A 22,842-nucleotide genomic window follows, 5' to 3' on the forward strand; every position below is an offset into this window, starting at 1 on the left:
GTTGCATGAAGCGGCAATTATGCTGGGGGATGATCGAAAGGGGAAATCCGCGAACCGGAACCGGTTCACAACTACCGAACGACTTCGAACTCGTGGCCCAGCGCCAGGCAATGACTCAGCCACTCACCCAGGAACAGGTTCAACTGGGCTTTTTCGTCCGGCTGGTGCATTGACGCATTTGGATAAGGATAGATGCCACGAAAGCGTCGTGCATGTTCGGCGCTGACGACTTCGGCCATGCGCGCATCGTGATAGACCTGCACTTCCAGTTGCGGCACTGGTAACCAGGGCAGGCTGTGTTCCTGACGCACTTGCAACGTGGTGGTGTAGGGACAGGTCTGCAGCACTTCCAGGGCCAGCACGCCGAGCATCTGGTCGCCGTGGGTCACGGCGATTCGGCGCGGCGCCGGGTCGTTGCGCATGTCCGGCAACAAGCGCATCAGGCGGGCATAGTTGGCCTCGCAAGCGGCCTGCAACCCCACCAGATCGACGCGATAACGATCGCGCAGCTTGTTCAGGACCATAGCCCCCTCACTTCATCGCGGTTCAAGGCCAACCATTGCAAGGCAATGATGCTGGCCGCGTTGCAGATACGTCCGTCGCGCACTGCTTGCAGCGCGTCTTCGAAAGCCCAGGTCTTTACGCGGATATCTTCGCCTTCATCCTCCAGTCCATGCAGGCCGCCTGCCCCAGCGCTGTCGCAACGCCCCAGGTAAAGGTGCACGAACTCATCGCTGCCACCCGGCGAGGGAAAATATTTGGTCATCGGCCAGAGCGCAGCGAAGACAAGCCCAGCTTCCTCCTCAGCTTCGCGATGAGCAACTTCTTCCGGCTGCTCATCCTTGTCGATCAGGCCTGCCACCAGTTCCACCAGCCAAGGGTTGTCAGTCTTGCCCACGGCGCCTACGCGAAACTGTTCGATCAGCACCACTTCGTCGCGTTGCGGGTCATAGGGCAATACGCACACTGCGTCATGGCGAACGAACAGTTCTCGGCTGATTTCACGGCTCATGCCACCGGCGAACAACTCGTGGCGCAGGTGCACGCGGTCAAGTTTGTAGAAACCCTTGAAGCAGCTCTCGCGCTTGACGATGTCCACCGCGCTCGGTGTGGCATTGGCAAAATCAGTCATGACAGTCCTCGTTTACAGTGGATCGATGCGAGGTTCCAGCCTCGGCTTCGCGCCATCCTAACGCGCCCGTACCGTTTGATGCAGCCCCTTTCCATTCATCGAGATAGACGGCAGGAGGTGAAACAACTCTAATGAGCTTAGTGGCGAACTGATTGCCCTGCTGACAGTCGAAGCGGGTAACTTTTTGCCTTTTCCCTGTTTCACGAAGGACGCCCATGTCGCTTTTCAAGATTGCTTCGCTGGCCGCCATTGCCCTGACCCTGGGCGCTTGCCAAAGCCTGTTCCAGCCCAATTACCGCGCACCGCTGGAGACCACTCGCGATGCGTCGGAGCAGCTGCAGCCTGGCTGCGCCAGTGCCGACTGCCCGCTGGTCAATATCGACACCTTGCGCTTTCCCGCCGAGCCCGCGCTGGACAGCATCATCGAGAAACGCTTGCTGCAAATGACCCGCACCTCACCGGACGCTCCGGCAGCGCCGACGCTGGCGGCCTATCGCGAACAGTTTTTGCGCACCGCCGCACCGCGCAACAGCAGCTATTTGCAGGCCAAGGTACGCGAGCAACATGACGGCCTGGTGATCATCGAACTGTCCAGCTACCTGGACACCGGCGGTGCGCACGGCACACCGGGGCGCGGCTTCATCAACTATTCGCGCCCGCAACACAAAGTGCTGACGCTGTCGGACATGCTGTTGCCGGGCCAGGAAGAAGCGTTTTGGAAAGCCGCCCAGGTCGCCCACAACAGTTGGCTGATCAGCACCAAGCTGGATCAGGAACCCGAGTTCCTCAAGCAGTGGTCCTTCCAGAAAACCCCACACATCGCGCTGACCTACGGCGGGGTGATCCTCAAGTACGAAGTGAGCACCATCGCGCCGTACGCCCTGGGCCACATCGAGTTGAAGATCGCCTATCCACGCCTCAACGGCATCCTCAAGCCCGAGCTGTTTCCCGGCCGTAGTTGAAAGCCCGACCCAACAGCAGTTGCAGCAACCCTGCCAGGATCAACGACGGCAGGGTCGCGCCAATGTCCGGATAGAAATTGGCCAGCAAGTGATACGTGCTCACCCCACCCAGCCAAGCCAACAATGCCGGCCAGCGCAACGCGGCTGATACCACTTGGCTGCTGCGTTTACGCAGGATGAAGTGATCCACCAACACCACGCCGAACAACGGCGCGAACACCGAGCCGATCAGCAACAGGAAGTTCTGGTACTGCGCCAACGGCGCGAAGCAGGCGATCAAGGTGCAGATGACGCCAATCGCCAAGGCCAGGTGCTCGACCTTCAACCCTGACAGCATGCCGCTGGACACCGCCGCCGAGTGGATGTCGGCGAAGGCGTTTTCCGACTCGTCCAACAGAATCAGCAGCAGTGGGATGCCCAGTCCGGCGCCGGCCAGGGCCAGCAGCAATGCGTTGACTTCGCCGCTCGGCGCGAATGCCAGAGTGTAGGCGACGCCCAGGCTCATCAGCCAGAAGTTACCGATGAAGAAGCCCACGGCCGTACCGCCGAAGACATTCTTGGCGCGTTTGCCGAAGCGCGAGTAGTCGGCGATCAGCGGCAACCAAGACAGCGGCATCGCAATGGCGATGTCGAACCCCACCGCCAGCGGCATCGAGCCGTCGCCCGCCTGGGCCCAGAGTGCCGCCAGGTCAGCCTTGGCGAACAGGTTCCAAGTCAGCCAGATGCACGCGGCCAACAGCAGCCAGATGCCCCATTTACGCAGGACCTTGCGCACAAAGGTCAGCGGCCCGCTGACGGCAAGCAGGGTCGCCAGGGCGCCGAAAAACAGCGTCCACAGCAGCGGGTTCGAGCCCAGGCTGCCTTCGCTGAAGGCCCGGGCGCCGAGCAGGCTGGCGGCGTCGCGCATGACAATGATTTCGAACGAGCCCCAACCGATCAGTTGCAACAGGTTCAACACCGCCGGCACGCTCGCACCCTTGCCACCCAGGCTCAGCTTGAGGGCGGCCATGGCCGACAGGCCGGTGTCACTGCCGATCACCCCGACCGCCGCCAGCAACAGGACGCCCACCAGCGTACCGAGGAATATCGCCAGCAACGAACCACTCAGGCCCAGGCCCGGCGCGAGCAAGGCGCCGACCTGCAAGACCATCAGGCCGATGCCGAGGGAGAACCACAGGGAAAACAGATCGCGGGCGCCGAAGACGCGTTTGTCGGTGGGGACCGCGATGTCGGGGGAATAGGTGTTCAAGAGAAGGATCTCGGTGAGAACGGGTTGCAAGCTGCAAGCTGCAAGCCTCAAGAAAAAGCAGGTCGCGCTTTTGCTTCTAACTTGCAGCTTGCCGCTTGGAGCTTGCCGCTTAAAAAGGGTTACAAGCTGCAAGCCTCAAGAAAAAGCAGGTCGCGCTTTTGCTTCTAACTTGCAGCTTGCCGCTTGGAGCTTGCCGCTTAAACTTTCTTATAAAGCTGACTACCTTCCTGCTTGAACCGCTCAGCCTGCTCCGCCAGGCCCTGGGCGACATCGACATCCACCGCTTCAATGCGCTGGTTGGCCGCGTACTCGCGCACTTCCTGGGTGATTTTCATCGAGCAGAATTTCGGCCCGCACATTGAGCAGAAATGCGCCACCTTGGCCGAGTCCTTCGGCAGGGTTTCGTCGTGGTACGAACGGGCGGTGTCCGGGTCCAGGCCGAGGTTGAACTGGTCTTCCCAGCGGAACTCGAAACGCGCCTTGCTCAAGGCGTTGTCGCGGATCTGCGCGCCGGGATGGCCTTTCGCGAGATCGGCAGCATGCGCGGCGATCTTGTAGGTGATGATCCCGGTCTTGACGTCATCCTTGTTCGGCAAGCCGAGGTGTTCCTTCGGCGTGACGTAGCAAAGCATGGCGCAACCGAACCAGCCGATCATCGCCGCACCGATACCGGAGGTGATGTGGTCGTAGCCCGGCGCGATGTCGGTGGTCAGCGGGCCGAGGGTGTAGAACGGCGCCTCGTCGCAGCACTCGAGCTGCTTGTCCATGTTCTCCTTGATCAACTGCATCGGCACGTGGCCGGGGCCTTCGATCATGCATTGCACGTCGTGCTTCCAGGCGATCTTGGTCAGCTCGCCGAGGGTTTCCAGCTCGCCGAATTGCGCTGCGTCGTTGGCGTCGGCAATCGAGCCCGGACGCAGGCCATCGCCCAGCGAGAAGCTGACGTCGTAGGCCTTCATGATTTCGCAGATGTCTTCGAAGTGGGTGTAGAGGAAGTTTTCCTTGTGATGCGCCAGGCACCACTTGGCCATGATCGAGCCGCCACGGGACACGATACCGGTCACCCGTTTGGCGGTCAGCGGCACATAGCGCAACAGCACGCCGGCGTGGATGGTGAAGTAGTCGACGCCCTGCTCGGCCTGTTCGATGAGCGTGTCGCGAAACAGCTCCCAGGTCAGGTCTTCGGCGGCGCCGCCGACTTTTTCCAGGGCTTGGTAGATCGGCACGGTGCCGATCGGCACGGGCGAGTTGCGGATGATCCACTCGCGGGTTTCATGGATGTGCTTGCCGGTGGACAGGTCCATGACCGTGTCCGAACCCCAGCGGATGCCCCAGGTCAGCTTCGCCACTTCTTCTTCGATGGACGAACCCAGCGCACTGTTGCCGATGTTGCCGTTGATCTTCACCAGGAAGTTACGGCCGATGATCATCGGTTCCAGTTCGGTGTGGTTGATGTTGGCCGGGATGATCGCGCGGCCACGGGCGATTTCATCGCGCACGAATTCCGGGGTGATGACTTTCGGCACGCTGGCGCCGAAGCTGTGGCCGGCGTGTTGCTGATCCAGCAGGCCGGCGGCACGGGCCACTTCCAGCTTCATGTTTTCGCGGATGGCGACGTATTCCATCTCGGCGGTGATGATGCCTTGGCGCGCGTAGTGCATCTGGCTGACGTTGGCGCCCGGCTTGGCGCGGCGCGGGTTATTCACGTGGGCGAAGCGCAGCTTGGTCAGCTCGGGATCGGCCAGGCGTTCCTGGCCGAAGTTGGAACTCAGGCCGGCCAGGCGCTCGGTGTCGCCACGGGCTTCGATCCACGACGAACGCACATCGGCCAAGCCCTTGCGTACGTCAATGATTACGTTCGGGTCGGTGTAGGGGCCCGAGGTGTCGTATACCACCACCGGCGCGTTGATTTCGCCGCCGAAGTCGGTCGGGGTTACGTCGAGGCTGATTTCGCGCATGGGCACGCGAATATCCGGGCGACTGCCCTGGACGTAGATTTTTTGCGAGCGGGTAAACGGTTGGACCGATTGCTGATCGACTTGAGCCGATTCACTGAGGTTGGTCGCGTTTTTTGGTTTTATCGTCATCACGGGCTCTCCAGACACACATCCAGGCAGTGGATTTTTGTCGGAGCGAACCTGTAACGAATGGACGCGTCCTTGCACGAAAGTGCGGACGCTGTGCTTGCTGCTCGAGCATGTTCGAGGATCGAAAGTCGATATCGAACAACATCCCGGACGAAGCACAAGAGGACTCGCCGGGTGACGAGAAATCTTGTTCCCTACGCAGGCGCTAACCTGATCAGGTTCAACGGGATCCGAAATTATTCGATCTCAGCCTCATAGCAAGGCACCCCGACAAGAACGTGACCAGTCTAGACACAACCACGAGAGAACGCCATCGCCAGGGCAAAAGGCGTGATGAATGGCGTATATACAGGATTGTTGCCGTGCCCAGGCGCAACTACACTCGCTACGCCGCGCGGCTTAATAGCGCACTCTCATTGTGAATTCTCATTTTACGAACTAGGGATAGCCTCATGCTGCGCAAACTTTCACTGGCCCTGGCCGTGTCTTGTGCGTCCAACGCAATGGCCTGGGCCGCCGAAGCGCCTTTAACCACCAAAACCGACCTGGTAAGCGTGTATCAGGAAGCGGTGGACAACAACGCCGACCTGGCCGCTGCCCGCGCCCAGTACGGCGCCCAGAAGGAAGTGGTGCCCCAGGCCCGCGCCGGGTTGCTGCCCAATCTGTCCGGCGGAGCTGAAGTCGCCAACGTGCGCACCGATATCGACCAGCCTGCGGCGGTAGCCAATCGCAGCGCCCGCTCATATCAGGCCACCCTCTCGCAACCGCTGTTTCGTGCCGACCGCTGGTTCCAGTTCCAAGCCGCGAAATCGGTGAACGAACAAGCCTCGCTGCAATTGTCGGCGACCGAACAAAACCTGATCCTGCAAAGCGCCGAAAGCTATTTCAATGTGCTGCGCAGCCAGGACAACCTGGCCTCGACCAAGGCCGAGGAAGCGGCGTTCAAGCGCCAGCTCGACCAATCCAACGAACGCTTCGACGTCGGGCTGTCGGACAAGACCGATGTGCTGCAATCCCAGGCCAGCTACGACACGGCACGCGCCAACCGGATCCTGGCGCAGCGCCAGGTCGACGATGCGTTCGAAGCGCTGATCACCTTGACCAATCGCCAGTACAACTCGCTCCAGGGCGTCGTCCACACCCTGCCGATCCTGCCGCCGGCGCCCAATGACGCCAAGGCCTGGGTCGACACCGCCGCCAAGCAAAACCTGAACCTGTTGGCCAGCAACTATGCTGTGACGGCCGCCGAAGACACCTTGCGCCAACGCAAAGCCGGGCATGCGCCGACGCTGGATGCGGTGGCGAGGTACGAAAAAGGTGACAACGACGCCCTGGGCTTCAGCAACCCGAACGCATTAGGTCGGTCATATAGCGGCGACGTCGAACAGCGCACACTGGCCCTGCAATTGAGCATTCCGATCTACAGCGGCGGGTTGACCAGCTCCCAGGTGCGCGAGTCCTACTCGCAGCTCACCCAGACCGAGCAGCAGCGCGAAGGCCTGCGCCGGCAGGTAGTGGAGAACACCCGTAACCTGCACCGTGCGGTGAACACCGATGTGGAGCAGGTCCAGGCCCGGCGCCAGTCGATCATTTCCAACCAGAGCGCGGTGGAAGCCACGGAAATCGGCTACCAGGTCGGCACCCGCAACATCGTCGATGTGCTGGATGCCCAGCGTCAGCTGTACACCTCGGTGCGCAACTACAACAACGCCCGGTATGACTACATCCTGGATAACCTGCGTCTCAAGCAGGCCGCCGGCACCTTGAGCCCGGAAGACCTGCAGGCCCTGTCACGCTACCTCAAGCCCGACTACAACCCGGACAAGGACTTTTTGCCGCCGGACCTGGCACAAGCAGCGGCGGAGCAACTGCGCTCGCGGCCGGCGCAATAACACACCTGCGACGAATCCCGTGGCGAGGGAGCTTGCTCCCGCTGGCCTGCGAAGCAGGCCCAGAACCCGTCACCGCGTTCTGCCAGCCAGAACTGTAGCGCCGATTTGCGGCTGCTTCGCAGCCGAGCGGGAGCAAGCTCCCTCGCCACAAAAGCGCTCGCCGCATGTGCAGCGATCAGCGTCCGTCGAGCAACCGTCCCAACCCGTCCAGCAACCGCTTCAACGCCCCCTGATTCGTGCGCATCACCGTCAACCCCGCCTCGGCCATGCGCTGGGCATCGCGGGGCAGTTCGAACAAGCGCTGTACAGCCAAGGCCAGGCTCTGGTCGTCATCGACTTCCTGCAACGCCCCGGCCGTACGCAGTTGCGTGGCGATTTCAAGAAAGTTGAACAGGTGCGGTCCACTGAGCACCGGTTTTGCCAGCGCCGCCGGTTCGAGCAGATTGTGCCCGCCGTTGGGCACCAGGCTGCCGCCGACAAAAGCGCTGTCGGCCAACGCGTAGAGAAACAGCAGTTCGCCCATGGTGTCGCCCAGCAGCACCGAGGTTTGCGCGGTGACCGGTTGGGCGCTGGAACGCCGGACCGTGGCAAATCCTTCGCGCTCACACAACTGCGCCACCGAATCGAACCGTTCCGGGTGCCGCGGCACCAGGATCAACAACGCATCGGGATAACTGGCCAGCAACCGCCGGTGAGCGTCGAGCACCACTTCATCCTCACCCTCGTGAGTGCTGGCGGCGATCCACACCGGGCGATCTACCGCTTGCCATTGCTGGCGCAAGGTACTGGCGCTTTCCAGCAGTTGCGGGTCGATGGTCAGGTCGAATTTGATGGAACCGGTCACCTCGACGGTGTCCGTACGGGCGCCCAACTGGCGAAACCGCTCGGCCTCGGCTTCGGTCTGCACGGCGAAGAGGCTCATTTCAACAAGCATCGGCCGGGTCAGCTTGGGGAAACGTGCATAGCCACGCGCCGAACGCTCCGACAGCCGTGCGTTGGCCAACGCCACGGGGATGCCGCGACGGGCGCATTGGTGAATGTGGTTGGGCCACAGCTCGGTTTCCATGATCACCGCCAGTTTCGGGCGAACCTGGTCGAGAAAACGCTTGGCCGCGCAAGGCAGATCATAAGGCAGGTAACAGTGCTGGAGCCGCGGTTCATCGGCGAACAGCGCCTGGATCCGCTCCGAACCGGTGGGCGTCATGCACGTCACGGTGATCGGCAACTGGGGATAACGTTGCAATAAGGCGCGGATCATCGGCGCGGCGGCGATGCTCTCGCCCACCGACACCGCGTGGACCCAAATGCCGCCAGGCCTCATCGCCGGCAAGCCCCAAGCGAAGCGCTCGCCGATGCGTCGGGCATACGCCGGCGCCTTGCGCGCCCGCAGCCAGAGCCGAATCGCTACCAGTGGCAGCCCCAGATAAAACAACGCGCTATAGAGAGTTCTGTTCATGGCGACGGAGTTTATCGGTTTTTCAACCGATCGCCTGCAACTGCACGGCAAAACGTTCCGCCAGCCAACGGGCCGCCGGTCCCAAGGGTTCGTCGCGGCGCCAGACCAGTTCCACCACCAACGCCGGCGGGGTCCATTCGCTGCTGAGTTCGACCATCTCCCCCAGGTAGGCCGGGTATTGCACCACATGTCGTGGCAACCACGCCCAGCCCAGGCCACACCTCAGCCATTCGGCCAGCACATAAAAGCTGTCGGCCCGCCAGACCTGCGGGCTGGCCTGCTCACTGCCCGGATAGACACTCGACTGGGTCGCCATCAACAACTGGCGGTGCCGGGCCATTTCCCGGCAGGTGACATAAGCGTGGTGCGCCAGTGGATGATTCCTTCCGCATACGGTGACCATCTCGACGCTGCCGAGTACCCGGCGTTCCAGCGCCTCGGGGATCTGGTCGTGATAGAACAGCAAGCCAAGATCGGCGCGACGTTCCACCAGTTTGCGCGCCACATCGCCTTGGGCGGCGCTGGCCAGTTGCACTTCGAGCGTAGGGAATTGCTTGGCGAGTGCCGCCAGGCTATCGATCACCGGCTGATAGGGCATGGCCTCGTCCTGGGCCAGGCGCAGCGACGCTTCCTGTCCGCGCATCAGAGCCAGGGCACGACCATTCAGGCGTTCACACTGGCGCAAAACTTCCCTGGCCTCTTCCAGCAGCGCCTCGCCAGCATTGGTGAGCCTGGGCTGGCGGCCACTGCTGCGCTCGAACAGGCTCACCCCCAAGTCGACCTCCAACAAGGCAATTGCGCTGCTGATGGCCGACTGGGCTTTGCGCTGGTCCCGAGCCACGGCGGAAAACGAGCGCTTCTCGGCGACCTCGACGAACAACCGCAGCTGCTCAAGATTCCATTGAACGTTCATGGTCGACCTATCTCTATCTCAGATAGGTAATGACTTTACCGCATCTGCACGATCTCTAGAATGGCCGCAACGAAACACGTAACAGTCAAAGAGGACAGCCTATGAACGCCTACTACTACCTGGCCATCGCCATTTGCGCCGAAGTGATCGCCACCGTTTCAATGAAAGCGGTCAAAGGCCTGAGCACCCCGCTGCCCTTGCTGCTGGTCGTCGCCGGTTACGGCATCGCGTTCTGGATGCTGACGCTGGTGGTACGCACCGTACCGGTGGGCGTGGCCTACGCAGTCTGGGCCGGGATGGGCATCGTCATGGTCAGCGTCGCGGCGCTGTTCATCTATGGGCAGAAACTGGACGTGCCGGCCATTCTGGGGATGGCGTTGATTGTGTTGGGAGTGGTGGTGATCCAGCTGTTTTCCAAGACTGCAGGGCACTGAAGCAGTACAAGCTCCAAGCCTTGAGCTGCAAGCCTTGAGCTGCAAGCAGAAGCGCCACCCTCTCGCTTGTAACTTGTAACTTGAAGCTTGAAGCTTGAAACTTGCCGCTTCATTCCCTCCGAGGTCGCTGCATGCCATCCGTTATTTCCACCGACATCCTGATTGTCGGCGCCGGAGTCGCCGGCCTCTGGCTGAACGCGCGCTTGCGCCGCCTGGGGTTTTCAACCGTGCTGGTGGAAAGCGCCAGTCTCGGCGGCGGGCAGAGCGTCAAATCCCAGGGCATCATCCATGGCGGCGCGAAGTACGCACTGCACGGAGCCCTGACCGGTGCCTCGGAAGCCATTGCCGACATGCCGCTGCGCTGGCGCGAGGCCTTGAAGGGCGACGGCGAGCTGGACCTGTCCGGCGTGCGTCTGTTGTCCGACGCCCATTACCTCTGGTCCCCCGGCACCCTCGCTGGCAACCTCACGAGTTTCTTCGCCAGCAAGGCCGTGCGTGGACGCGTCGACCAAGTCAAGGGCGAGCAACTGCCGCCAGCCCTGCAAGACAAGCGCTTCAAGGGCAAGGTCTATCGCCTGGCCGAGCTGGTGGTGGATGTCCCCAGCCTGATCGCTCGCCTGGCGGAGTTGGCCGGCGGTAGCCTGCTGGCCGGACAGCACATCGAGCCGTTGCGCAACGAAAGCCAGTGGGTCGGCCTGAAGGTCGATGATCGCGAGATCCGCGCCCAACGCATCGTGCTTAGCGCTGGCGGTGGCACCGCCAACCTGCTCGCCGCCCTTGGCCTTGACCAGCCAGCCATGCAAACCCGACCGCTGCACATGGTCTTGGCCAAGGGGCCGGGCCTCAAGCCGCTTTATGCCCATTGCCTGGGCGGCGGACCGAAGCCGCGCGTCACCGTGACCACCCATCCGGCCGCCGATGGCCAGTGGGTCTGGTACTTGGGTGGCGATCTCGCTGAAGGCGATGCCGTCGCCCGCGAGCCCGCCGCGCAGATTGCCGTGGCCCAGAAAGAACTCGGCCAGTTGCTGCCGTGGATAGACCTCAGCACCGCGCAATGGGCAACATTGCGGGTCGACCGCGCCGAACCGCTGCAATCGGGCCTGACCCGACCCGACAACGCCTTTCTCGCCGAACAGGATCGCCTGCTGGTGGGCTGGCCGACCAAGCTGGCCCTGGCCCCGGATTTCGCTGATCGGGTGATTACCGCGCTGCAACGCGATGGCATCCAACCCAGCCACCCCGCCCCGCTCCCGGAGCTGCCAAAGCCCCCGATGGGCATACCCGCGTGGGAGCAATTGCTGCCATGAGCCAACCGACACTGCACGACCTGCGTCGTCCGCTGGGCCATAACGGCCCGATGGTTTCGCCCCTGGGCCTGGGCACGGTCAAGCTCGGACGCGACCAAGGCGTCAAATACCCAAATGGCTTCCGAATCCCGGATGACAGCGAAGCGGGCATGTTGCTCAAGCTGGCGCGCGACCTTGGTATCAATCTGATCGATACCGCGCCGGCCTATGGCCGCAGCGAAGAACGTCTTGGGCCGCTGCTGCGCGGCCAGCGTCACGACTGGGTGATCGTCAGCAAGGTCGGCGAAGAGTTCAGCGACGGCCAATCGCACCATGACTTCAGCGCTGCCCATACGCGGTTCTCGGTAGAGCGCAGCCTCAAGCGCCTGGAAACTGAGTATATCGATCTCGTGCTGGTGCACTCGGACGGCAATGACCTGGCGATCCTCAATGACAGCGAAGTCTACCCAACCCTGGCGGCGCTCAAGCGCGAGGGCAAGATCGGCGGCTACGGGTTCTCCGGCAAGACCGTGGACGGTGGTTTGAAAGCGTTGAAGCAAGGCGACTGCGCGATGGTCACCTACAATCTGAACGAACGAAGCGAAAAGGCTGTCATTGACTACGCCAGCGAGCACGGCAAGGCGATCCTGGTGAAAAAAGCCCTAGCCAGCGGTCATGTCTGCCTGAGCCCCGGGGAGGACCCGGTTCGTGCGAGCTTCGAACTGTTGTTTGAGCACCCAGGGGTTGCCAGTGCTATTGTCGGCACGATTGATCCGCTGCACCTGGCCCATAACGTCGCGACCGTAGCCCGCGTCCTGCGTCAAAACTGAAGCCGCCTCGCGCGGCCATAAGGAAGGAGCCGACATGCCGCGTACGCTCATCAGAAAGAACCCGAGCAACTTCAAGACCCTGCCCCTTTTCGTCGAAGCTACGCCTGAAGGCCTGACGTACCAGAGCGTGGGGATGCCGCTCAACTTCGCCCAGACCTTGCAACGCCGCAAACCCGTCACGGTGGACGACGCCGAGCGCTTTTCCCTGGAGCTGGCGAACCTCGGCGTCTCGGTGCGCCTGACCCTGCATTGGCAAAATCGCGATTATTGGGTGCTCGTGCGTCAACGCCGCCAGGATCGCGGCGATGTGGTCCTCAAGTTGATTTCTGGTTACGTCCCGGCCCATGAATTGAACCTGCCGCTGCTTACCGCCATCAACGAAATTGCCGAAGAATGCCTGCTGGAAACCCCTGAGGGCTGGCTCGGCGGACGTTTCAACGACACTTGGTTGCCCGCGCCGTATTCAAGCGCCCTGCATTACCGTGAAGCCTTGCCGTTTCGCCTGGCTCCGCTCTCCGGTTCGGCCCGCCCAGTGCGTTGTGCCAATTTGCAATTGATCGAACGCCCGAGGGCCTACGTGCATTTGCCCACGGCATCGCTGCAGCTGATTTATGACTTGCGCCTGGACGTGCCCAAGGAAGCCAAATCCCTGAGCCTGTTTCATGTCGATGAACGTCTGGAAGGCGATCAACTGGTGGCGCGCCTGGACCGCAAGCGTCCCGACCTTTACCTGATGCCGCTCGAAGACGGAAAGCCGATCGGTGAGCTCTATACGCTTAAACGCGATCGACTGGTAGCAGCCAGCACCCGAGGTTTGCACTTGGCTGAGAGCTTCGCCAGCCAAGAGGGCTGGGTGGTACGCGACGAACGCATCCGCTGGAAAGACTGGCTTGTCAAACAAGGCCTGAAGGCTCCGGCTCCACATCGCCAAGGCTTCAAAGACTTGCACAAGAAAACCATGGGCTTGATGCGCATGGTTCGTGAGACGTTACACAAATAGGTCAGATGGAAGAGCGCTTATCGAGGTAGGTCCGCCACTGCGCGTACAGACGAAAGTAACGATTCTCGCGCTTGCCCATGCCGCGTTTGGAGGAGAACGACTCTTCCGCAAAATCGCCATTGATCCGTACGCGTGATGCCGTGGTTGGCAGGGTGAAGACCTTGATATGCGCCTGCTGCAGCGCAAATTTGAGTAACCGTTCGGAATGCAACTTTCTGCCGGTCATCTCACAAAAATCGAAAATACGCTCGATCCGCGAGCCATAGGCACGGTAGGCGTCACGCCCGCAGATCGAAAATCGGTCATTCAGGCCGTTCCACCATTGCCAGTCCGGAATATAGGCATTCAACCTGCGAGCTTCGGGGCGAGCAAACACATAGCTTGGAAGCGCCGTGTGGAAGAAGATGTCGGGGCGTACGAACACGACGAAATCCGGATCAAACGGCTCCATCATAGCCGTGACGCTGTTAAGGGAGTTGAGTTGATAAATCAGGTTTCTGAGCGACACATGCTGATCCCCCCATGTATCACCAAGCGCCTTGACCCTCTCAAAGTCCCACCGTTCCAGAACACCCTCGATAGAATCGAGTCGACCCATCATCGTACTGAACGGCGAATAGTTGTCCGCATCCAGTTTGCCTTGTTCACCGGAGCGCGGATTGTGAACTTCATCGATTTTGTACAAATGGTAAAAACACTGCACTTCGCTCCCGGCTGGGATTTGTGCAAGAACATTTTTTTCAATGGACGGGAAACAGACTTCCGAATTCCTTGGGATACCAAAAAATGCCAGCGCAACTTTCAACACGCGTCCCGCCCCTACCCTGATAAATAATTCGCGCCAGCAATAACACGCTAGGTTGCCGGACCTCTTCAACGCAACTGTACGTTCACTACCGACAACATGACGCTCGCAAGTGGGTTACTGCCTAACGAACGAAACAATGCTCACGAGCGGGCCAGGCGACGGGAAAGGTGCGTGCCATACCGCGCTTTCCAAAAGCCTCAGCTAAAGACATCACCGGCCACGAATCTTTTCGACGATTGCTGTCGTCGAGCTGTTTTCCACCAGCCCCAGCACTTTCACCGCGCCGCCATAGGCCGCAACGATGTCGGCGCCCACAACTTGGTCGACGCCATAATCGCCACCCTTGACCAACACATCAGGCTTGACCTGGCGAAGCAGACTTTCCGGCGTGCCTTCGCTGAAACTGATGACCCAGTCCACCGCGCCAAGGCCGGCCAGGACCGCCATGCGTCGATCAACGCTGTTGATCGGCCGGCCTGGCCCTTTGAGGCGGCTCACCGACGCGTCGTCATTGACCGCGACGATCAGGCGATCGCCCTGGGCCCTGGCTTGCTCTAGGTAGGTCACATGACCGGCGTGCAGAATGTCGAAGCAACCATTGGTGAAGACGATTCTTTCGTTGTGGGCACGAGCATCGTCGACGGCCAGCAACAGTTGCTCCAGGCCCAGCACACCGCGCTCGGAGCCTTCTTCGCGTTGAATGGCGCGACGCAGCTCCGGCGCACTGATGGCCGCCGTACCCAGCTTGCCTACGACAATACCCGCCGCCAGGTTGGCCAGGGCGACCGCATGGGGCAGCTCTTCGCCGGCGGCAATCGCTGCGGCCAGGGTGGAGATCACCGTATCACCGGCACCTGTCACGTCGAACACTTCACGGGCGCGGGCCGGCAGGTGCAAGGCTGGATGATCAGGACGCAGCAGGGTCATGCCGTGCTCGCCACGGGTGACCAGCAGCGCTCCGAGATCCAGGTCATGCATCAGCTGGGCGCCTTTACTCACCAGCTCGTGCTCATCGGCGCAACCACCGACGATGGTTTCGAATTCGCTGAGGTTCGGGGTAATCAGGCTCGCGCCACGGTAGATGGAAAAATCCTTGCCCTTGGGATCGGCCAATACGGGAATACGGCGGGCACGAGCAGCCTGGATCAGCATCTGATGGTTCTTCAACGCGCCTTTGCCGTAGTCCGACAACACCAGGACCTTGATACCGTCGAGCAGGTTTTCGACCTCGGCGCCAAGGGACAGCGGGTCGGTGGCGAACGGTTCTTCGAAATCGATTCGCAGCAGTTGCTGATGACGGCTGATGACTCGCAGCTTGACGATGGTCGGCTGGTGCGCAATGCGCTGGAAGATCGCCCGCACGCCAGCGCCTTCAAGGCTGTTGGCGAGGCTCTCCGCAGCTTCATCGTCGCCGGTCACGCCTACCAGCGAGGCCGGCGCGCCGAGGGCAGCAATGTTCAGGGCAACGTTGGCGGCGCCGCCGGGACGGTCCTCGATGTGCTCCACCCTGACCACAGGTACCGGCGCCTCGGGGGAAATCCGTGATGTACCGCCATGCCAGTAGCGGTCGAGCATGACATCGCCGACCACCAATACAGGGGCTTGATCGAATCGCGGCATGGACAACTTCATGGAGCATCCCACATACAAAATGAACAGGGGCGCGATATTAGCACAGGGTTGAGATAGGCTCTTCCATGGCTGTAACACGAAGCATTAGCCGCGCCTTCATTATTAGTTTTGCACCAACGCCGTCATGTAGTCACCGGCCAGGGCCAGCTCCAACTCGCTAGCCTTTGGCTCGTATTCAGGCGATGTCCTGGGCGGGGGCATCCAACCCCATAGCGTGAAGACGCGCGTAGTAGCCGTTTTGCGCGAGAAGTTCGCCATGGGTGCCGCGCTCCACGATACGCCCTTGGTCCATGACCAGGATCAGGTCGGCTTTTTCGATCGTGGACAGGCGATGAGCGATGACCAAGGTCGTGCGGCCTTTCATGACTTGGTCCAGCGCGGCCTGGATATGCCGCTCGGATTCAGTGTCCAGCGCTGAAGTCGCCTCATCGAGTATCAGCAGCGGCGCGTTTTTCAACAACGCCCGGGCAATCGCCAGCCGCTGACGCTGGCCACCGGACAACAGCACGCCATTTTCGCCCACCTCGGTATCCAGGCCTTGAGGAAGCTGCTCAATGAAGTCCATGGCGTACGCGTCTCGGGCGGCTTTTTCGATATCGGCCCGTGGCGCACCGGCCAGGTCGCCATAGGCGATATTGTTGGCCACAGTATCATTGAACAATGTGACGTGCTGGGTCACTTGGGCGACATGGCGACGCAAGTTGCGCAGTCGATAGTCTTCAATTTCCACATCGTCGAGTAGGATCTGGCCGACTTCGTGATGATAAAAACGCGGGATAAGGCTGGCGAGCGTCGATTTGCCACTGCCCGAACGCCCCACCAAGGCAATCATCTGCCCAGGCGCTGCCGTGAAGCTGATGTCCTTGAGCACCTCTCGATCGGCACCTGGGTAGGTAAAACTCAGGTTGCGCACATCGAGACGGCCGCTGACGCGCTCCTGCTCTACCGTGCCGGTGTCGACTTCGGGTTCGACATCCAACTGTTCGAAGATGCTTTCCGCGCCCGCCACCCCTCTCTGGATGGTAGAGCTGACTTCTGAGAGCTGCCGAATCGGCTTGGGGAGCAAACCCGCCGCGGTGATGTAGGCCACCAGGTCACCCGCCGTCGCTTCGCCGCGCAGGAACAACACGAGGAACATCAAGGCCGCCATGGCGGTGTAGATCACCAATTGCAACATCGGCGTATAGACCGCGCTTGTGCGAGTCATGCGCAATTGCTTATCCGTATTGCCCTGGCTGGCGCTGGTAAAGCGTTTCTCTTCATACGCCTCACCGCCGAAGCTGCGCACGACGCGGTAGCCCTGGATGGTCTCGGAGGCCACGTGAGTCACGTCCCCCATGGCCACTTGGATCTTTTTGCTCTGTTTGCGAAATTTCTTGCTGGTACTGCTGACCATCACCGCAATGAGCGGCAGGATAGCCAGCATCACGAGCGTCAGCTTCCAGTTCATCCATACCAGGTAGGTAAATAGAAACACCACGGTGAGACCTTCGCGAATCACCACCTTGATGGCGTCGGTGGCCGCACCGGTGACCATGGTCACGTTGAAGGTAATTCGCGAAATGAGATGCCCTGAGTTATGAGTATCGAAGTATCGGTTGGGCAGGACCAACAGCTTGTTGAACAGCTCAACGCGCAAGTCATGCACCAACCCCAGCGAGACCCTGGCCAGGTAGTAGTTACCCAGGAACGACCCCAGGCCCTGCCAGGCAGCGATCAGGATGATCAGCAACGGCACGGCCATCAGCAGTTTCAGGTCCTGCAGATACGGCACACTGGGGAAAAGTACCGCATCGGGATTGCTCAAGCCGTCGACGAAATACTTGAGGATTCCAGCCAGCATGGGTTGGGTGGACGCGAATATCACGAAGCCCACGATACTCAGCGAGAAAATGCCTATGTAGGGTCTGACGTATCCCAGCAGCCGTAGATAGATCTTCAGGCTGGAATCCTGTTCCGCTTTAGGCGGTGCGTCACTCATCGTCGAGCTCACTGTTAGGAAGAGCGCGGGATTTTATCACAGGCATCGGGCTTGGCCGCGCCCAGGTCAAAACGCTGGCCAGGCCAATCGGCAACCAGCTTATAAACCATTCGGCACGCGGGGTTCCCGTCAGGCTCGCAGCGTCGAACTGCATCGCCAGAAGCGAGAATATCCACATGCCCAATACACCTTGCCCCAGCGGGGTCTCCTTGGTAAGCCAAGCTTCACGCAGCACAGCGAACCAGACAAGGCACCATAGCAGCAAGCCTGGCAAGCCCAGTTGAATGGCAACGTGGGCAAACAGATTATGGGCATGGTCGAATAAAATATCGCCAACGGGGACCCGATATTCACTTGCCAAACCAATGCCACCCCAGGGATGGTTGGCAATCATTTGCAGGCTCGACATAAAAATTTCGGGGCGATAGGAAGCACCACGCGCCATCACCAAGGGTTCCAGCAGCCAAAAGGTCAGCATCGCCAGCACCAGTACCGCAGCGGCGATGACGCGGGTGCGCCGGTCCCGGCGGTAAAGCGGCATGGCCAGTACGCTGAGCAACAAGGCCAGCGCCGCGCCGCGGCTTTGGCTCATGACGACAAATATCCCTAACAATGCCAAGGCCACCCCCCAAAGAATTTGCAGCCCTGTTTGACGCGGCATCCAGTGCAACATCCAGATCGCCGCCAGCCCGGCCACGTATGCTCCAAGAATCGGATGGCCCAACTTGCCCAGCCCTTGCAGGCGCCCCGTCCATTGATGCCCTTCGATACCGTAATATTTTACAAGGCTCATCAACGCGATCAGGGCGAGCCCCAGCCCACCCCACTGCATAACGCGGATCACACGCTCCGGACGACCGTCGGCAAAGATCGTAAAGAACGACAGGAACACCATGATATAGAACAGGCGCTTTATCTCGCGGACGGGTTCGGACGCTTCGGCCCAAGCCAGGGTAATCGATGCCCAGACCGCCAGCGCGAGCAAAGGCAGATAGATAAAGCGTTGCGCACGCCACAGCTCCAGCAGGCGATTGCGGGCGGGCCAAGCGAACAGGATCGCCGGCAACCATACAAAAGCAACCAGACCCTGTTGATAGATTTTATTGGTCGGCGCCAGAGCAATGGCGAGAAAAAACCATAACAAGCCAAATGCCATCCACCCCTGAACCCAACGTAACCCTTGCATCTATCGCTCCTAAATGGCGTTCCAACCAAACTGGCATAGTGAAAACAAAAACTTTTGGGCATCATGACCGTCATGGCACCGTTCTTTAGACAAGGTTTTTCTATGATGCAGTCCTCACGGCTTTCCGAAGGCGCTTTGAATCAAATGATCGAAGGCGCCAGTATTCTGGAAACCGACAGTTACGGCCCAAAAGTCTATCTGCTGCGGGATGGAAATATCCTCAAGCTGTTTCGCCGCAAGCGGCTCATTTCTTCGGCTCTTCTACGGCCTTATTCGCAGCGATTCATTGATAATGCGGCGCGCCTGCGGGAGCTCGACGTACCGACGCTTGACGTCCAAGCTTTCTTCAAATTAGAAAAACCTGGAATAACTGCAGTCCTGTACCGACCACTCCCCGGAAAAACCTTGCGTCAATTATCGAATCAGGAAAGCTTCAGCTGGCAGCCCGTCCTTCCTGCATTGGTCGAGCTCATCCGCCAATTGCACACCAGCGGCATTTATTTCCGCTCGCTGCATCTGGGCAACATAATCGTCACACCTGAAAACAGATTGGGACTGATTGATGTGGCTGACATGCGCTTCCTGCGCTCACCGCTGCCACGTTACCTGGCACGCCGCAATTTGCAGCATTTCGCTCGTTATATTGCCCGAGAGAACCTGAACGGAAGCTTTCCAATGCAGGCATTGGAAGACGCTTTATTTCCCATCCGAGATTAATTCCCTGGCGGTCCGGCAGAAGCTCACCCACGCCTCGTCGGGTGCCAATGCTTGGTATTGCGCCGCCGACACCGCCTCGGCCCGATCCAGGGAGGCTCTGATAATCGCCTCGCTCCAGGCGACTTCGTCGCCAGCAGGCACATACCAGCCGACATCGGCCAATTGTTCACGAAACACGGCCAGATCACTGGCGAGCACCGGAATCCCAGCCAGGACCGCCTCTTGAAGAATGAGGCCAAGCCCCTCTTCAAAAGAGGGGATCATCACCCAATCGAACGCTTTGTAAAGCTTAACAACATCCTCTTGATGCCCAGCCAGCAGCACCTTCCCGGCCAAATCCGGCTTGGTCGCTCTCGCTTCCAGCGACTGGCGGGCAGGCCCTTCGCCGACTATCACCAACCGCCAGTCAGGCTGATCCAACGCCGCTATGGCAAAAGCATCCAACAGGCTGGAGAAGCCTTTTTTATCCACCAACCGCCCTATCGCACCGAATATTCGAATCCCCGCCAGAGGCAACCCCAATCGGGCACGCGCCTCTTCGCGGCTGACGAGGCGAGATCGGAATGCGACGGGGTCGAACGCACTACGCAAGGCAGTGACCGGGATGCCCAACTCATCCTGAAGCGAGGATGCCAGTGTTTCGGAGACCGCCGCCAACACCAGACGGGAGGAAGGAAAGTCGCGCAATAGCTGCCTGTTCCTGGCGTTGAATCGCGTCACGCCGTGGAAAACAACCACCACCCGAACATGCGGCAACGACTTCAGAACGGGTAACAGCGTACGAACCACACCGAGACCGTCGAGCAGCACCACCCGGGTTCCGTCATCGAGCAAAGCCCGGCGAAAACGGTGATGCATCCAGGGCTTGAGCAGACGCCAGAAGCGCCTGCCCTTGAGCCGGGCTGAAGTCAGGTTCCATTCCCGTGCCGGGCCCACATCTTCCTGACAAGCGGATGCCGAGCCTTGCAAGAGCCACGTCTTGACGGGCATCGCAGAATCGATCTGTGAAAGTATCTGACAATGGACCTTATGGACCGAAGCAAATGGCAAACCGCCTGCCCACATAACATTAACAATGCTCATTGAGCAGCAATCCTTCTAACTCGGACCGGGATCTACGCTTCGAGATACTCAATCGTTGAAAAGCAACCAACTCGGACTCCGAGCAAAGGGATGACTACAGGCATGATTTGCCCACGCCTCGAACCCGCACTGAAACACCATTTAGTCAAATGTCACCCGGTATCGGACGGCGTCTCGATTTTTTATATACCCAGCTTCTGACGCCATTTCTCAAGCCAACTCAACGGCTCTCGCGGCCGCAGCGGTGGCTCCAATGCCTCCACCACCTTTTCCCCGATACGCGCAAAACTAAACTGCTCCAGCGCAATAGCCTTGCCGTTACGAGCGATACTGTGCGCCAGATCTGGGTCGGCACGCAGTCTTGAAAGTTTTTCCTGGAGTTGCGGGACATCCCGATATAACACAACGTTATGCATATCTTGCAACCCCAGCGCACGTGTTTCTTTAGCACCCTGATCGAACGCCAACAGCACGCAGCCGCAAGCCATGGCCTCGAAATTCTTGATCATGAACTCGCCCATGCCTACATCGGCGCTGACGAAAAAGCGGACACGATTCAAGGTGTCACAGTACTCTTCGCCGGATTGGGTCCGAGTCACGACCAAAGGTTCAACACGTGCCAGTTCATCCAGCAGCAGCTTGCGACCGCTATAGGCAGCGCTTTTGACGCTTCCGACAAAGGCTAACTCGATATCCCGTTCTCGGCCTTGGTCCCGCAATAACGATTGATCGTAGCCCTTGGGCACGAAAACCGCATCGAAACCCTCACCGCGCAGACGCTCAGCAACCATGAAGCCGGAACTGATCACCCGCGCCCAAGGCAAACGACGGTAATGCGCACTGAACTTGCCCGTATATTTGCAGGGAATGTAATTCTGATAGGCATCGTGCTCGAGTATCACCAGATGGGGGATCGTGCGAATAAAGCCAGCCTGACGAATTTCCTGCTTGAAGCGTAGGAAAAATACGATCCGGTCATAGCGTGTGACGTCAACATGGCGCCGGAAATATCCCCGCAGGTTGCGTTGTTCCTTGCTGTCGAGCCAGCGTACGTCGCATTCGCAATGAGCGGCCACGCCTTCGTAGAGTCGGTCCAGGATGGCCCGCTGTTCTTTCTGCACCAGAAACAGAACTTTCATCATTTTCCTTGCGGCACTGAACGACTTGACAAACATCCGGAGGCCGATCCGGTGCGCCCAGTCAGCATGATCATCGGACCGCAGTAGCGCACACTCATAACGCCCCTGGGTGGAAACCCTTCGCGTCGATTTCCCAGGCAGGCGATGCCGCCAATTGCTTTAACCATGCTGGATCCGGCACGGGCAAGGCAGGCCACTCGTTGTGCTTCCAGGTTATGAAATGGAAGTATGGGAACGCACGGTCACCGTCCCTATCATTGGTCAGGCGGCCGTTGCGCCAATACCAGCGCTGGGGGAAGTTCTTCGTACCGTCATGCCATTTTATGCAGCCGCCCGGAGTGCTGAACGCTTCGGTGAATTCGCTGCGTCGACGCCACGGATTGAATTTACCTACCAAGGTAAACAGAGGTTTGGGGAAATTCTTTCGCCACAAGAAAATGCGGCTGAACGCCCCTTCATCCAGCGCATGATGCTGGTCATCGGCGAAGCGTTCTTTCCAATTCTTGATCAGCTTGAAGACTTCGCGTGTGCGTGCAGTGTTGCGCATCAAGCACAAATGCCCGGCGACACGTCGCTCATGCGTTGAGAAGAGATCATGAGCGGCCAGCCGTTGCGCCGTGAAATACTCACGAAGATTGCCGTACAGCAAGTCGATGTCGCCATAACCCCAAAAATCATAGCCTTCGAGACGGTCGACATGGATATAGCCAAGAGCAGGTTTGATATCGCACAGCTTGTAGGCCTGCGCAGGCCTGAAGTCGATCTCGAGTCGCTGGGAAACCAACCGGCAATACGCCTCGAAGGTCATGGTTTCGACGGTCACGTTGGGCGGCAGGTTTTCCGGCACCCCACAATCGCTGAACAAAAGCCAATCAATATCAGCGTTACGTCGGCAGGTTTCCAGGAACAACGGCATCCAGAATGGCCAGCGTCCAAAATAGGGAATGACAAAAAGAATACGCGGGCAAGGATTGATCACAATGAACTCACATTCACTAACGAGAAAGACATAAGCTCCCCTCTAGGTGCTGGTGTGCTCGGCAGATGATAACAGT

The 22,842-nt window shown here is 59.7% G+C and carries 19 protein-coding genes, 1 pseudogene and 1 riboswitch; of the genes and pseudogenes, 7 read left to right on the forward strand and 13 right to left on the reverse strand.

Annotated elements, in window-relative coordinates; all coding sequences use genetic code 11:
• Window positions 1-71: 71 nt before the first annotated feature.
• Complete coding sequence (locus J3P82_RS23415) at window positions 72-524, reverse strand: DUF1249 domain-containing protein (protein ID WP_003186471.1); 453 nt, start codon at window positions 522-524, stop codon at window positions 72-74.
• Window positions 515-1,132, reverse strand: a complete 618-nt coding sequence (locus tag J3P82_RS23420) for an NUDIX domain-containing protein (RefSeq protein WP_434558917.1) — start codon at window positions 1,130-1,132, stop codon at window positions 515-517. The genes J3P82_RS23415 and J3P82_RS23420 overlap by 10 nt, the downstream gene beginning before the upstream one ends.
• A gap of 215 nt (window positions 1,133-1,347) precedes the next feature.
• Here J3P82_RS23420 and J3P82_RS23425 point away from each other — a divergent pair, with 215 nt between their 5' ends.
• Window positions 1,348-2,094 (forward strand): DUF3298 domain-containing protein, encoded by a 747-nt coding sequence (locus J3P82_RS23425; protein ID WP_434558919.1) that lies wholly within the window; start codon window positions 1,348-1,350, stop codon window positions 2,092-2,094.
• Here the strand turns inward: J3P82_RS23425 and cytX are convergent.
• Window positions 2,063-3,343 (reverse strand): putative hydroxymethylpyrimidine transporter CytX, encoded by a 1,281-nt coding sequence (cytX, locus tag J3P82_RS23430; RefSeq protein ID WP_434558921.1) that lies wholly within the window; start codon window positions 3,341-3,343, stop codon window positions 2,063-2,065. The genes J3P82_RS23425 and cytX overlap by 32 nt on opposite strands.
• A gap of 197 nt (window positions 3,344-3,540) precedes the next feature.
• Window positions 3,541-5,430, reverse strand: coding sequence for a phosphomethylpyrimidine synthase ThiC (gene thiC / locus J3P82_RS23435; protein ID WP_434558923.1), 1,890 nt, complete (start codon window positions 5,428-5,430; stop codon window positions 3,541-3,543).
• A 174-nt stretch (window positions 5,431-5,604) separates the two neighbouring features.
• Window positions 5,605-5,710: riboswitch (TPP riboswitch) on the reverse strand.
• Window positions 5,711-5,882: 172 nt separating this feature from the next.
• On the opposite strand from thiC, the gene J3P82_RS23440 reads away from it, so the two are divergent.
• Window positions 5,883-7,322, forward strand: a complete 1,440-nt coding sequence (locus tag J3P82_RS23440; protein ID WP_434558925.1) for a TolC family outer membrane protein — start codon at window positions 5,883-5,885, stop codon at window positions 7,320-7,322.
• Window positions 7,323-7,497: 175 nt separating this feature from the next.
• On the opposite strand, the gene waaA is transcribed toward J3P82_RS23440, so the two are convergent.
• Both waaA and J3P82_RS23450 read right to left on the reverse strand, forming a co-directional pair.
• Entirely contained in the window at window positions 7,498-8,778 is a 1,281-nt protein-coding gene (gene waaA, locus J3P82_RS23445) for a lipid IV(A) 3-deoxy-D-manno-octulosonic acid transferase (protein ID WP_434558927.1), read from the reverse strand.
• A gap of 22 nt (window positions 8,779-8,800) precedes the next feature.
• Window positions 8,801-9,691 carry a LysR family transcriptional regulator gene (locus tag J3P82_RS23450; RefSeq protein WP_434558929.1) on the reverse strand — a complete coding sequence of 297 codons (891 nt, stop codon included), beginning with the start codon at window positions 9,689-9,691 and terminating at the stop codon, window positions 8,801-8,803.
• A 101-nt stretch (window positions 9,692-9,792) separates the two neighbouring features.
• Between J3P82_RS23450 and J3P82_RS23455 the strand changes: the two genes are divergently transcribed.
• From J3P82_RS23455 to J3P82_RS23470, 4 genes are all read left to right on the forward strand, one after another.
• Window positions 9,793-10,125 carry a DMT family transporter gene (locus tag J3P82_RS23455; RefSeq protein ID WP_186611848.1) on the forward strand — a complete coding sequence of 111 codons (333 nt, stop codon included), beginning with the start codon at window positions 9,793-9,795 and terminating at the stop codon, window positions 10,123-10,125.
• Window positions 10,126-10,256: 131 nt separating this feature from the next.
• Window positions 10,257-11,432, forward strand: a complete 1,176-nt coding sequence (locus tag J3P82_RS23460; RefSeq protein ID WP_434558931.1) for an NAD(P)/FAD-dependent oxidoreductase — start codon at window positions 10,257-10,259, stop codon at window positions 11,430-11,432.
• On the forward strand, window positions 11,429-12,241 hold the full coding sequence (locus J3P82_RS23465) for an aldo/keto reductase (RefSeq protein ID WP_434558933.1): 813 nt from the start codon (window positions 11,429-11,431) through the stop codon (window positions 12,239-12,241). The genes J3P82_RS23460 and J3P82_RS23465 overlap by 4 nt, the downstream gene beginning before the upstream one ends.
• 34 nt (window positions 12,242-12,275) lie before the next feature.
• Window positions 12,276-13,241 (forward strand): metal ABC transporter ATPase, encoded by a 966-nt coding sequence (locus tag J3P82_RS23470; RefSeq protein ID WP_434558935.1) that lies wholly within the window; start codon window positions 12,276-12,278, stop codon window positions 13,239-13,241.
• Window position 13,242: 1 nt separating this feature from the next.
• Here the strand turns inward: J3P82_RS23470 and J3P82_RS23475 are convergent, their stop codons facing one another.
• The 4 genes and pseudogenes from J3P82_RS23475 to J3P82_RS23490 form a co-directional block, all read right to left on the reverse strand.
• Window positions 13,243-14,049, reverse strand: a complete 807-nt coding sequence (locus J3P82_RS23475; protein WP_434558937.1) for a hypothetical protein — start codon at window positions 14,047-14,049, stop codon at window positions 13,243-13,245.
• A gap of 210 nt (window positions 14,050-14,259) precedes the next feature.
• Window positions 14,260-15,681, reverse strand: a complete 1,422-nt coding sequence (gene hldE / locus J3P82_RS23480) for a bifunctional D-glycero-beta-D-manno-heptose-7-phosphate kinase/D-glycero-beta-D-manno-heptose 1-phosphate adenylyltransferase HldE (protein ID WP_434558939.1) — start codon at window positions 15,679-15,681, stop codon at window positions 14,260-14,262.
• A 175-nt stretch (window positions 15,682-15,856) separates the two neighbouring features.
• Window positions 15,857-17,662, reverse strand: a complete 1,806-nt coding sequence (gene msbA / locus J3P82_RS23485; protein WP_434558941.1) for a lipid A export permease/ATP-binding protein MsbA — start codon at window positions 17,660-17,662, stop codon at window positions 15,857-15,859.
• A 14-nt stretch (window positions 17,663-17,676) separates the two neighbouring features.
• Window positions 17,677-18,848, reverse strand: a pseudogene (locus tag J3P82_RS23490) (O-antigen ligase family protein).
• Window positions 18,849-18,953: 105 nt separating this feature from the next.
• Between J3P82_RS23490 and J3P82_RS23495 the strand changes: the two are divergent.
• Complete coding sequence (locus tag J3P82_RS23495; RefSeq protein WP_434563941.1) at window positions 18,954-19,565, forward strand: toluene tolerance protein; 612 nt, start codon at window positions 18,954-18,956, stop codon at window positions 19,563-19,565.
• Here the strand turns inward: J3P82_RS23495 and J3P82_RS23500 are convergent.
• From J3P82_RS23500 to J3P82_RS23510, 3 genes are all read right to left on the reverse strand, one after another.
• Window positions 19,545-20,648 carry a glycosyltransferase gene (locus J3P82_RS23500; RefSeq protein WP_434558943.1) on the reverse strand — a complete coding sequence of 368 codons (1,104 nt, stop codon included), beginning with the start codon at window positions 20,646-20,648 and terminating at the stop codon, window positions 19,545-19,547. The genes J3P82_RS23495 and J3P82_RS23500 overlap by 21 nt on opposite strands.
• A 182-nt stretch (window positions 20,649-20,830) precedes the next feature.
• Window positions 20,831-21,787 carry a glycosyltransferase family protein gene (locus J3P82_RS23505; protein WP_434558945.1) on the reverse strand — a complete coding sequence of 319 codons (957 nt, stop codon included), beginning with the start codon at window positions 21,785-21,787 and terminating at the stop codon, window positions 20,831-20,833.
• A 94-nt stretch (window positions 21,788-21,881) separates the two neighbouring features.
• Window positions 21,882-22,766 (reverse strand): DUF6625 family protein, encoded by an 885-nt coding sequence (locus J3P82_RS23510; RefSeq protein WP_434558947.1) that lies wholly within the window; start codon window positions 22,764-22,766, stop codon window positions 21,882-21,884.
• Between the last annotated feature and the right edge of the window lie 76 nt (window positions 22,767-22,842).

It is taken from the genome of Pseudomonas sp. Z4-20 (assembly GCF_051131955.1).
In the GTDB taxonomy this organism is placed as follows: domain Bacteria; phylum Pseudomonadota; class Gammaproteobacteria; order Pseudomonadales; family Pseudomonadaceae; genus Aquipseudomonas; species Aquipseudomonas marvdashtae.